Genomic DNA, 12,169 nt, shown 5'->3' with positions numbered 1-12,169 from the left:
TCAAACTCTTAATTAAAGTTGTATATCAAAAGCATCTCTGCTCTTGTTATCCTGTTTCAGTTCACTTCACTGAACGTACATTTCTTTTACGTCTTTATGTTAGACCTTTAATTCTTTTTCTCAAAAGAATCTCTCAAGGGTTTCGTACTATTCGTCTTTGTTCAATTTTCAAGATGCTGTTTCGTTACACTCTTTTGTGTCGTGCAACTTTTACATTATATCACACTTTTTATCTTTTGTCAACCCCTTTTCTGAAGTTTTTTCAAAAAAGTTTTTTGACTTCCGATTTTTTCGTGTTTTCTAATGTGCTGTCTTAAATCAGCTTATCTATTATATCATATTAGTTAAGCTTTGTCAAGACTTTTCTTTGTGAACTTTTTGTGAAGTTCTTTTCGAGCTACTCCTTAGGTCTCTTCTGTTCTCCCGAACCTTTTTACCTTCGTTTCGCTTCTCTCTTTATCGCTCTCTCTCGAGGCGACTTGTTTATTTTATCACTTTTATGCCCTTTTGTCAACCCCTTTTTTCGCTTTCTGCTTTTTTTACACTTTATTTCCCTTTTCTTATCTCTTTTTGTCCATTTTGCTTTGCTCCTTTGTTCTTTTCATACAAAAAGTGACAACTGGGCGTCGCTCAGTTGTCACTTTGCTAGGAGTTTCCTCTATTTTGTGTTAATGATTTACTCGGTATGGCTCCGCCATTCCTCACTCCTCATTCCTCATTAATCTTACCGTTTCCGCCATTAATTCTGCCGCTTTTTGCTTTTTCTCCAATGTCACTGCAAAATACGGCTTATCTCCGTCAAAAAACCTGATCCTATTCTTATAAGCTCCATACAACGCTTGTATCTGCTCCACCTCTGCGGTTTTCACAAAGAACAGCACCTTATCCCCTCTTTGTGTTATTTCCTTTATGCCAAGCTTTGAAGCAGTATTTCTCGTAAGTGCAACGTTCACCAATCCCAGCACTGATTTCGGTGGGTCGCCGTATCTATCTATAAGCTCGTCGATAACGTCCCTGGAATCCTCCTCATTGCCTATGGAAGCTATCTTCCTGTAGCAATCTATCCTCTGTGACAGATTTTCTATATAATGTTCAGGTATAAATGCGTCTATGGATATATCCACCAAGCAATCCTCAGGTGACGGTGGCAGAGCCTCGCCCTTTTGTTCAGCTATAGCCTCATTTAGAAGTCGCAGATACATATCATATCCCACCGCCTCCATATGTCCATGCTGTTTTCCGCTGAGTATAGAGCCTGCACCTCTTATCTCAAGGTCACGCAACGCTATCCTGAAGCCTGAGCCGAACTGCGTGAACTCTCTTATTGCATCAAGCCTTTTTGCCGCTACCTCAGTGAGTACCTTGCCACGTCTGAAAGTGAAGTACGCAAAAGCACGGCGGTTTGATCTTCCCACACGTCCACGGAGCTGATAGAGCTGTGAAAGTCCTAATCTGTCAGCGTCCTCTATTATAAGTGTATTTACATTCGGCACGTCAACACCTGTTTCGATTATGGTGGTGCAGACAAGGATATCTATTTCTCTGTCGCAAAGCTGCCGCCATATTTCCGACAGCTCCTCCTCGGGCATTTGTCCGTGTGCGAACGCTATTCTTGCGTCAGGGAGCATTTCCTGAAGCTTATTTGCGGTCATCATGATAGTTTCCACCCTGTTGTGGATATAATACACCTGACCGCCACGTCGCAGCTCCTTGCTTATAGCCTGCGCTATAACGCCCATATTATGCTCTATTACATAGGTCTGAACAGGGTGTCTGTCCATAGGCGGTTCTTCTATGACCGACATATCTCTGATACCGCTCATTGCCATGTTAAGCGTTCTTGGTATCGGGGTAGCCGAAAGTGTAAGCACATCAACGCCCTTGAAAGTTTCCTTGAACTTTTCCTTATGAGCAACACCAAAACGCTGTTCCTCGTCTATAATAACAAGGCCCAAGTCCTTGAACTTAACGTCTTTCTGCACAAGCCTGTGCGTGCCTATGATAAGGTCGATAGTGCCACGGTTAAGCTCTCTTATTATCTGCTGTTGCTCCTTTGGTTTCCTAAATCTCGACAAAAGCTCCACCTTCACCGGGAAATGCTCAAATCTTTTTATCGCCGTCTGATAATGCTGCCATGCAAGAACAGTTGTTGGCACAAGTATAGCCACCTGCTTGTTATCGAGCATACACTTGAACGCTGCACGGAGAGCCACCTCCGTTTTGCCGAAGCCCACATCTCCGCAAAGAAGTCTGTCCATTGGGGACGGCTTTTCCATATCTGACTTTATCTCCTGTATAGATCTTAACTGATCGTCGGTTTCCTGATAGTCGAAACGCTCCTCAAAATCCGCCTGCCAATCGTTGTCAGGGGAAAAAGCAAAACCCTTTGCCATTTGTCTTTGAGCATAAAGCTTTGTAAGCTCCTCCGCCATATCCTTTACGGCAGACTTTACCTTGTTTCGTGTCTTTGTCCACTCCATAGAGTTGAGTTTATTGAGCTTCACTGCCCCGTCATCTCTCGGACCTATATATCTTGACACAAGGTCAAGCTGAGTAACAGGCACATAAAGCACGTCCGTGCCTGCATATTTTATGGTGATATAATCCTTTGTTACACCGTTCGTTTCTATATTTTTTATTCCTGAAAATCTTCCTATGCCGTACATAGCATGAACAACAAGGTCGCCTGTCTGTATATCCGAAAGGCTTTTTATCTCTTCTCCTGCCTTGTGACGGGATTTACGCTTCTTTGCACTCATGGCTTTCATCTGAGTGATAGCCGCACAGCCTATGTCAGGATAATCAAAGCCACCTGACAGACAGCCCGTGCGCAGGTATACTTTACCCTTTATTATCTCGCTGTCCTCAGTGAGGATCTCCGCAGAAATGCCAGCGTCATTAAGGTCTTTATTTATAATAGGAAGCGTCTTTTCCGAGCCTGCCAGCACAACAGTGCAATACCCCTGAGAGCAGAGATTTTTCAGTTCTTCTTCAAGATTGATGATATTACCGCCCCAAGCCGCCGTTTGTCGGCAGTCGGTATTGATAAGCTTTTTGAACTTCACGCCGTTGTTAGAGCGCATAAAGCTGTCAAGAAACACCGACTTCATTTGTGTTATTTTTAGTTCCGCTTGTGGTATATCAAGATAAAAGCCCTCCAGCTTTCTGAAAAGTATGCCGTCCTCATAAAGAAGCTTCATATCCTCTGAAAGCTGAGCAAGAGCCGCCTTGCCCTTTTCGATACAGTTCGTATACTCCGACACAAGGCAAACACCGCTCTCAAAGTAATCAAACACTGTTGTGAGCTTGTCATAGCACACAGTATAATACTTATCAAGATTAGTGAGGGTGATACCGCTCTGAGCCGTTTCTATATCCCTTGAAATATTCGTTCTTATCTTATCGGTACGGCTTCCACGGACAGACTTCGACAAGGCTTCAAGCTTTGTCACAAGGTCATCAGTGTCAGGGAAAATTATCTCCAGTGCAGGGAAAACCGTTATCTCGTCTATTGGGTCGGTACGTCTTTGGCTTTCGGGGTCAAAGTATGAGATAGAGTCAACCTCGTCGCCCCAAAGCTCTATTCTCACAGGACGTGACTCCTGCACAGGGAAAATATCGGCGATAGAGCCTCTCACAGAAAACTGCGCCTGACCCTCCACCTGATCTGTTCTTGTATAACCGCCCGCAAGAAGCTTGCTTGTAAGCTCCTCAAGGCTGAGTTCGCCCCCTGTTTTTATCTCAAAAGAAAACTCTTTCAGCTTATCCTGCGGAATAGTTCCCTGCAAGCAAGCTTCCATGCTTGCGGCGATTATCTTGCATTTGCCCTGAGTGATAAGAGAGAGAGCTTCCAGCCTTTTATGCTCATATTCTCTTGAAACGCCCTCCATGTATGCAAAGTTCAGGTCTTTTGCAGGAAAAACGCAGGCAAGCTGTTCCCCAGCCATTTCGTTTATATCCCCTGTCATTCTAATGGCAGACGCTTCATCGTCGCATATAACAAGGCAAGGGGAAAGCCTGCTGAGAGCCATTGCGGTCTGAGCCTTGTGTATATTTGAAACGCCCGTGACCGCACAAGGGGTAAACCCTTTGAGCAGGCAGTTTTTCACATCTTTATAAAAGCCAAGACGGCTCGCCATTTCATAAAAAATATTCATCTTGCTGTTCTCCGAAAAAAAGTTTTAATAACAATATAACTGTAGGGGACGGCGCCCTCGACGTCCCGATATTTGTCTTTATCAATATGTCGGTCAAAAATTGTCCCTAATTGAACTTGTTCATAGCCTCGTTTATCTTGCCCTGCACCATAAGCTCCACAGCCTCGCAGGTGTTTTTATCCACATCAGAAAGCTTTTTCATTTCCTCGTCAGTGAATCTTGAAAGCACCCAGTCAGCCAAGTTGTAATCAGGGTGAGGCTTTTTGCCAACGCCTATTTTTACCCTTGGGAAATCTTGACCTCCGCACAGTGCGATAATGCTTTTTATGCCGTTATGACCCCCAGCCGAACCATTTCTGCGTATCCTCATTTTGCCCACGTCAAGTGAAATATCATCATAGACCACTACAACATTTTCAAGCGGTATATCATAAAAGTCCATAGCGTCGCTGACAGCCTCACCGCTATTGTTCATGAAAGTTTCAGGCTTCATGACAAGACAGCTTTTTCCGCCTACAACGGCACGTCCCACAAGAGCCTTGAACTTATGTGTATTCACCGAAATGCCGTATTTCTTTTCCATAGCCGCCACCGCAAGAAAGCCTGCGTTATGGCGAGTATTCTCATAAGCCACGCCGGGGTTGCCAAGCCCCACGATAATATACTCAGGCTTGCCCATAGCCGTTTCCCTCTCGGCAGACAATTTCTTCAATTTCTCGAATATATCCATTGTAAATTCTCCTATCTTTTATAATATGTCAGCCCCGACAGCTTATTCTATCCACGCACAATAACCCCGTCTTTATGCAAGACGGGGTATAAACAAAAGCCGACATTTTACTGTCGGCTTTATTATAGCATATGAGATTTTGTTTGTCAAACGAAAAATGAATAAAATCAGCTGAAAAGACTATACCAATATCATGCCGTTTGCGTCACTCTTTTTGCAAAGAGCAACGATCAACTCAATAAGAGCAATAATTGCTGGAATACCCGTCCAACAGAAAAGCAGATAGCACACGCCTGCACCTATTCTATGACTATAGAATTTGTGACCGCCAACTGCACCAAGGAAAAATGCCAATAAACAATATACAACTTTATTTACTGCAATAGTTCCATTTGCCAGAGTTGAAGATTGCTCATTCTTCATTTCCTGAGTATTCTGGACGTTGATGTTAATGCCATTTGGCGAATAAGGCAATGGGTTCGGCTGCTCTTTTTCAAGCTTTGAAACAATGGTTTTAGTTTCTGTTTCAAAAATCTCCACCTCGTCATTAACATGAGGCACGAAATTAAGGTCAACAGCTCTCACTTCTTTGAGTGTTCCTCCGTCCATGCCAATAGTGATGATATCATTATCAATCGAAAGAATTTTAGACATACATATACTTCTCCTCTTACCATATTTTAAGACCATACGGTTTTAATATGTATAGCATAGCACAAAAATATGGTAAAGTCAATAGTACCAATAGGTACTAAAATCACTTTCTACAATTTATACAAAAAACAAGGAGAATTTTTATGTATTTCCAAAGATTAAGAGATTTGCGCGAAGATAGCGACATGAACCAAACGCAGATAGCCGAAATTCTTTTTACAAGTCAGACAGTGTATTCAAGATATGAGCGTGGTGCAAGAACTATCCCCGTAGAACACCTCCTTATCCTAGCCGACTTCTATGGCGTTTCCACCGATTATATCCTCGGCAGGACAAACAACAAAAAGCTAAACAAATAAAAGACCCTGCCTTACAAAAGACAGGGTCTTGCTTATATTTGGGTATATTACTTCTCCTCAGACTTGCCGTGGATAGCCTCGAACTTTTCTGTTCTCGCCTTGAGCTTCTTCTCAGCGTAGCCCTCTTTGATAGTCTCTCTGCCACGCTCGATAGCAAGTGCGTTGTCAGGAATATCAGTTGTGATAGTTGAGCCTGCCGCTGTGTATGCGCCCTTGCCGACTCTTACAGGTGCAACAAGGTTTGTGTTACAGCCGATAAAAGCATTGTCCTCGATAACAGTTCTGAACTTCTTGTCGCCGTTGTAGTTTACTGTTACAACGCCGCAGCCGAAGTTTACATTTGAGCCGACGTCAGAATCGCCGATGTATGTAAGATGTGCCACCGCTGTGTATTCGCCGATAGTGGAGTTCTTTATCTCCACAAAGTCGCCTATCTTCGCACCCTTCTTGATGTGTGAATTAGGTCTGAGCTGAACATAAGGCCCTATCTTAACGTCGTCCTCGATAACAGACTCGTAAGCCTGAACATTGTTAAGGTTTACGCCGTTTCCTACAGTTGTGTTCTCTATTATGCAGTTGTTGCCGATATTGCAGTTCTCACCGATAGTGGTGTTTCCTCTGAGGATAACTCCGCTGTGTATCTTTGTTCCATGACCGATAGTAACATTGTTTCCGATAGAAACACCGTCTGTGCAGCAGAACTCGATACCCTCGTCAAGCCACTTTCCTATTATCTCATATCTTGCGATATCATTGAGTGCAAGCAGACCACGTCTGTCATTTGCACCAAGCGCAACATGAGGGTTAGCCGAAATAAATGCGTCAGCCTTTTTGCCCTTTGCAATAAGCAGTTCGATGCAGTCTGTAAGATAATACTCGCCCTGAGCGTTCTCTGGCTTGATGTCGAAAAGAACTTCCAGCAGGTCAGCCGTCTTAAACCAGTAACAGCCTGAGTTTATCTCAGTGATAGCAAGCTGCATAGGTGTGCAGTCCTTGTGCTCAACTATTCCTGAAATGCCATTCTCAGTGCGGATTATTCTGCCGTAGCCTGTAGGGTTCTCAACTCTTGATGTAACAACAGTTACGCCGCAGTCCTTTTCAGTATGAAGCTCCAGCGCACCCTTGATAGTTTCTGCGTCGATAAAAGGAGCGTCGCCGCAGAGTATAAGTGTGTTCCCCTCAGCGTGAGCCTTAAGAAAATCAGCCGCCTGCATAACAGCATGACCTGTGCCAAGACGCTCTTCCTGCATAACAGTACAGATATCAGCCTTTGACTTTCTCTGTGCAAGATAATCCTCTATCTGCTGACCCTCGTAGCCTTTTACAACGCAGATATCGTCAAGCTCTGCATTTTCGCAGGCTGTCAGCACCCACTCCAGCATAGGTTCACCGATAACATTGCACAAAGCCTTTGGCATATTGGTCTTCATTCTCTTGCCCTGTCCGCCGGCAAGAATAATAACATTGTTCTCCATAATACAAATTCCTTTCAGATACGTCCCACAAAATAAGACTTGGCACTTTCGCACCATTTCCTTATTATTATAATACGGTTGGGATAAAAAGTCAACAGTTGGTTCATATTTTATCGCAATTTATTCTTTTGCTTGACAACATATTGCGACACTGCTATAATAAAATGTGTAGTTATCATGTTAATATATTGCAGTTTTTTTCTGCTTCAGATATGGGGGAAAAATATATGCAGAAACAATTCTATCCTGTTATAGGAACTGAAAAAGCTCTGCCATTTTATATCATCGGCATAGGCGTGAGCTGCTGGCAGTTTCCTGTCAGCAGACCGGAGGGCTATGATTATCCTCAGCTTTTCGTCTGTCTTGAGGGCGAGGGTGAGGTAACGGTAGACGGCAAGACCGTAAAAATAATGCCTGACAGCATTTTCTATATACCACCGCACTGTCCCCACGAATATAGAGCCACGACTCATTCATGGTATCTTGACTGGGCGTGCTTTGACGGCAAACAGGCTCTCGAGCTGCTGAAAGAATGGGATCTTAACAAATTTCATGTTTTTTTAAACTGCGGCGCAGAGCGTATGCACAAGCTTTTTGACAGCGCATACTACACCATAAAAAGCGACAAGGCATACGGCAACTATTATGCCTCCGCACAGCTTTACGATATGCTTCTTGAATACCGCAAGCTTTCAGACGATAAGTTCCCATACAAGAGCCGTGTAAATTCCGAAGCCATCGCAAAGGTCATGAAATACACCGAGGAGAATTATTCAAAGCCTATAAAGCTCGCCAACATGGCGGCTGTGGCAGGGGTATCAGAACAGCACCTTTGCAGACTTTTCAAGAAAAATTTCAGCATAAGACCAATGGAATATTTAAACACAGTGCGCATAAGCCACGCAAAGGAGCTTCTTACCTACTCCTCAAAGACAGTGGCGGAGATAGCTTCGGAAACAGGCTTCAGCGACAGCTCGTATTTTTATGTTGTATTCAAAAAGCACGAGAACATCTCTCCGGCGGAATACAGGAAGATAAAGGCATAAGGTGGCAATAAATATGGAACAAAAATATATCTATTCCTTTTCTCAGATAGAGGATAAGGTCAAAACTTTACATGAAACCAATACTGAGGCTGCAGCAGCCGTTGCCCTTTCATGGCTGGGTCTGAGCCGTGATGAGCTTAAAACACTCAGGGTATCAGACTACAACAGCACAATGCGAATGCTCCACTCTGCAGGCAGAGTGGTGTACGTCCGTGAAGATCTTATAGCAGATATGCTTAAAGCTATATGCGAGGAGGCTCCTGAATACAGCATGGGCTTTTTCATCACAGACGTGAACTCTGCATACAAAGCCGCAGAAAAGCAGGAGCTTTCCCCTATCAGCGTGCTTAAAATGAGATACTTCTACGAAAAGCACAGTGCAAAGCTTTCAGGAGAGCCTGAGGACAGAGTATTTCTCAAAGAGATACTGCGCTCAGTTGGCGAAAGCGAAGCTGATATGGAAAAGCAATTCGCCGAATACGAAAAGGACGCACCTGAAAAAATATAGGGCATTAAATAAATTAGATACTGTAAAATCACATCATAAAAACGGGCGAACGCTGTTCGCCCCTACGATTTGCGTAAATACGCTGTTTATATGTAGGGGCGACCTGAGGTCGCCCGTTGATTTTTTATACACCAACAAAAAAGAGCAAAACCGAAGTTCTGCTCTTTTGTAAACTATTCTATTAGTCTATCAGATCGAAATTAGATAGAAGAATGGCTCTTTACATAGTCAACAACAGCGTCAACAGTTGTGTAAGCAAGACCTACGCAAGTGTCAGCACAGCCGTAGTAAATAGCAATTCTGCCTGTGTCAGCGTCGCAAAGTGTTGCGCATGGGAATGTTACGTTCTGAACATCGCCTACGCACTCATAGATCTCTCTTGGGTTGATGAGATACTCGCCACATCTGTACTTAACTTTCCATGGCTGCTCCTTGTCAAGGATGCAAGCTGAGAAGCTGTATACAAAGCCGTTGCAAGACTCAAGAACACCGTGATAGAAGCAGAGCCAGCCCTCGTCTGTCTCTATTGGAATAGGACCTGCACCGATCTTCTTGGACTCCCAGCCCTTGAGAGGTCCCATAACGTGTCTGTGCTCGCCCCAGTACTTCATGTCAGGTGACTGTGAAATGTACATATCACCGAATGGTGTGTGACCTGAGTCAGAAGGTCTTGAGAACATTACATACTTGCCGTCGATCTTTCTTGGGAAGAGTACGCCGTTTCTGTTGAATGGGAGGAATGCGTTCTCGCACTGATAGAATGTCTTGAAATCATATGTATAGCCTACGCCGATAGTTGGCTTCCAGCCGTATGCATTACACCATGTTACCCAATATCTGTCTTCGATAAAGCATACTCTTGGGTCATAGCCGTATCCCCACTGATTTACTTCTTCTGTAGACTTTTCAGCCTGCTCGAACATGATCCTTGTAGGGTTGATGTTCCAGTGAATACCGTCCTCAGAGAATCCAGCATGGAGAGCCATGTTTCTTTCCTTATCGTCAACACGGAATACACCTGCGAACTTGCCCTCGAAAGGAACTACCGCACTGTTGAAGATAGAGTTTGATGTAGGAAGAAGATTTCTAGGAATGATAGGGTTTCTGTTATCTCTCCAGATCACTTCATTGCAGTCAGCCGGCTTATCCTGCCAAGGCATATTTGGAATAGCCTGTCCGTTGATTACTTTAACGCTCATGTTAAAATCCACCTTTCATAATATAAAAAATGATTACTTTTTATTTTTCCCCCGAATATATCTGCGAATATATCCTCCGCTTATTCAAGGCGATGTCATTCGGCTTACCATTTTGGTAAAACGCCGTTGTTACTATTAAAGCATACTTTAAGAAAAATTTCAAGTCCCTATTTTTGCTGAAAACGTTTAGAATTTGAATGTAAACGTATTCTTCTTAAATTTAACATTTTATTAACACTTTGCTTGTTTCATATTTTTGCATCGCGATAAAAAACTGCGGTTTTCTGTATCTGCAGGCTCAGTTAGTTCTAACAAAACAAAAAATGGATCATCAGCAAGCGTTTTGAATGTAAATTATAAAAGTTGCCCATAATGGTCATATTAGCATAAGCATATTCGTGCAAGTTTCTGATTTTTTGCAAGAATGATAAAAAGCACTTGCAAAAACAGCGAAAAGGGTATACAATATAAGTAAGGATATCAGATACGTTCGGCAGAGTGCGACAGTGGTCGGGATTTTCCGAATTTGTTCTGTATAGTAGTGTACTATAATTTATAATTTACAAGTGGAGGACATTGATATGAAACTAACAGAAATGTCTGCAGAGGAACTGGCAGCATTCAAGGCGGAAGTCCAGAAAGAATATGACGATTTCAAGGCTCAGGGACTTTCGCTGAACATGGCAAGAGGAAAGCCGTCTGCCGAACAGCTCAATCTGACAGAGGGTCTGCTCACAGCAGTAAAGAGCAGCGAGGATTGCTTCGCTGAGGACGGCACAGATTGCAGAAACTACGGTGGTCTTGACGGTCTGCCTGAAGCAAAGGCGCTTTTCGCACCTATGCTCGGTGTAACACCTGATGAGCTTATCATTTGCGGAAACTCAAGCCTTAACATCATGTATGACACTATCGCAAAGTTCATGCTTTTCGGCACAGGCGACGGTGAAAAGCCTTGGAAGGATACAAAAGTAAAGTGGCTCTGCCCTGTTCCGGGATATGACAGACATTTTCTTATAACAGAAAAAATGGGCTTTGAGCTTGTAAACATTCCAATGGACAAAAACGGTCCTGACATGGATATGGTAGAAAAGCTCGTTGCTGAGGACGATACTATCAAGGGTATATGGTGTGTTCCAATGTACGCTAACCCTACAGGCACAACATACTCTGACGAAGTAGTAAAGCGTCTTGCAGCCATGACAACAAAAGCTAAGGATTTCAAGATATTCTGGGATAACGCATATTGTATCCACCACCTTTCTGATACGCCTGACACACTTCTCAATATTCTTGACGAGTGTGAAAAGGCCGGCAACCCTGACAGAGTTTATATGCTCGCATCAACATCAAAGGTAACATTCCCTGGTGCAGGCGTTGCAATGATAGCGTCATCTGAAAAGAACATCAAGTATCTCAAATCCATGATGACAGTTCAGACTATCGGTTATGACAAGATAAATCAGCTCCGCCACGTTAAGTTCTTCGGCACATATGAAAACCTTATGGAGCATATGAAGAAGCACAGAGCTATAATCGAGCCTAAGTTCAAGATAGTTCTTGACACTCTCGAAAAGGAGATAGCACCTCTGGGCATCGGAAGCTGGGAGAAGCCAAACGGCGGTTACTTTATAAGCTTCAACGCTCTTAACGGCTGTGCAAAGAGAATTTGTCAGCTTTGCAAAGAGGCAGGCGTAGTCCTCACAGGTGCAGGTGCAACATACCCTTACGGAAAGGACCCTGACGATTCAAACATCAGAATTGCTCCTACATTCCCGCCTGAGAACGAGCTTAAAATTGCAGCCGACGTGTTTGCTACAGCAGTTAAGCTTGCAAGTGCAGAAAAGCTTCTTGCAGAATAATTCAACAAAGTCAAGATAACAATACTCTCTATATAAAAAAGCGATGACCTTGCAAAAGGCTCATCGCTTTTTTTGTTTGCCTATAAAGCAAAAGCGGTATGGCAGCACCATTGCACCGGCACATATCTTCTTTGCTTTCATACTTGATAGCCCTCAGGGCAGCTTAATTTTATTGGATAAAT

Annotated in this window: 9 protein-coding genes; 4 read left to right on the top strand and 5 right to left on the bottom strand. The window is 43.4% G+C overall.

All coding sequences use genetic code 11. The features are described from left to right. Nucleotides 1-701: 701 nt before the first annotated feature. The 3 genes from mfd to KQH97_RS08670 all read right to left on the bottom strand — a co-directional run bounded on the left by mfd (nucleotide 702) and on the right by KQH97_RS08670 (nucleotide 5,541). Nucleotides 702-4,157, bottom strand: coding sequence for a transcription-repair coupling factor (mfd, locus tag KQH97_RS05940; RefSeq protein WP_216553387.1), 3,456 nt, complete (start codon nucleotides 4,155-4,157; stop codon nucleotides 702-704). Between the two features lie 106 nt (nucleotides 4,158-4,263). Further along, nucleotides 4,264-4,887 (bottom strand): aminoacyl-tRNA hydrolase, encoded by a 624-nt coding sequence (pth, locus tag KQH97_RS05935; protein ID WP_216553383.1) that lies wholly within the window; start codon nucleotides 4,885-4,887, stop codon nucleotides 4,264-4,266. 180 nt (nucleotides 4,888-5,067) lie between these two features. Next, nucleotides 5,068-5,541: a TM2 domain-containing protein gene (locus tag KQH97_RS08670; RefSeq protein ID WP_022288671.1), complete on the bottom strand. Its 474-nt coding sequence runs from the start codon at nucleotides 5,539-5,541 to the stop codon at nucleotides 5,068-5,070. 143 nt (nucleotides 5,542-5,684) lie between these two features. Here KQH97_RS08670 and KQH97_RS05925 point away from each other — a divergent pair, with 143 nt between their 5' ends. Next, on the top strand, nucleotides 5,685-5,900 hold the full coding sequence (locus KQH97_RS05925; protein WP_022288672.1) for a helix-turn-helix domain-containing protein: 216 nt from the start codon (nucleotides 5,685-5,687) through the stop codon (nucleotides 5,898-5,900). 47 nt (nucleotides 5,901-5,947) lie between these two features. On the opposite strand, the gene glmU is transcribed toward KQH97_RS05925, so the two are convergent. Beyond that, complete coding sequence (glmU, locus tag KQH97_RS05920) at nucleotides 5,948-7,375, bottom strand: bifunctional UDP-N-acetylglucosamine diphosphorylase/glucosamine-1-phosphate N-acetyltransferase GlmU (protein WP_046441900.1); 1,428 nt, start codon at nucleotides 7,373-7,375, stop codon at nucleotides 5,948-5,950. A gap of 227 nt (nucleotides 7,376-7,602) precedes the next feature. Here glmU and KQH97_RS05915 point away from each other — a divergent pair, with 227 nt between their 5' ends. Beyond that, a complete protein-coding gene (locus KQH97_RS05915; protein ID WP_181979847.1) occupies nucleotides 7,603-8,421 on the top strand; it encodes an AraC family transcriptional regulator in 819 nt (272 codons plus the stop codon). Between the two features lie 13 nt (nucleotides 8,422-8,434). Beyond that, nucleotides 8,435-8,929 carry a hypothetical protein gene (locus tag KQH97_RS05910; RefSeq protein ID WP_216553379.1) on the top strand — a complete coding sequence of 165 codons (495 nt, stop codon included), beginning with the start codon at nucleotides 8,435-8,437 and terminating at the stop codon, nucleotides 8,927-8,929. A gap of 200 nt (nucleotides 8,930-9,129) precedes the next feature. Here the strand turns inward: KQH97_RS05910 and KQH97_RS05905 are convergent, their stop codons facing one another. Next, on the bottom strand, nucleotides 9,130-10,128 hold the full coding sequence (locus KQH97_RS05905) for a glycoside hydrolase family 130 protein (RefSeq protein WP_046440570.1): 999 nt from the start codon (nucleotides 10,126-10,128) through the stop codon (nucleotides 9,130-9,132). A 581-nt stretch (nucleotides 10,129-10,709) separates the two neighbouring features. Here KQH97_RS05905 and KQH97_RS05900 point away from each other — a divergent pair. Then, the gene (locus KQH97_RS05900) at nucleotides 10,710-11,987 is read left to right on the top strand and encodes an aminotransferase class I/II-fold pyridoxal phosphate-dependent enzyme (protein ID WP_216553375.1); all 1,278 of its coding nucleotides are present in this window, start codon (nucleotides 10,710-10,712) and stop codon (nucleotides 11,985-11,987) included. Nucleotides 11,988-12,169: the final 182 nt, after the last annotated feature.

The organism is Ruminococcus sp. MSJ-25, from assembly GCF_018917825.1.
In the GTDB taxonomy this organism is placed as follows: Bacteria; Bacillota; Clostridia; order Oscillospirales; family Ruminococcaceae; genus Hominimerdicola; species Hominimerdicola aceti.
Note: the sequence above shows the minus strand (reverse complement) of the source record. Positions and strands in the feature narration are given on the sequence as shown.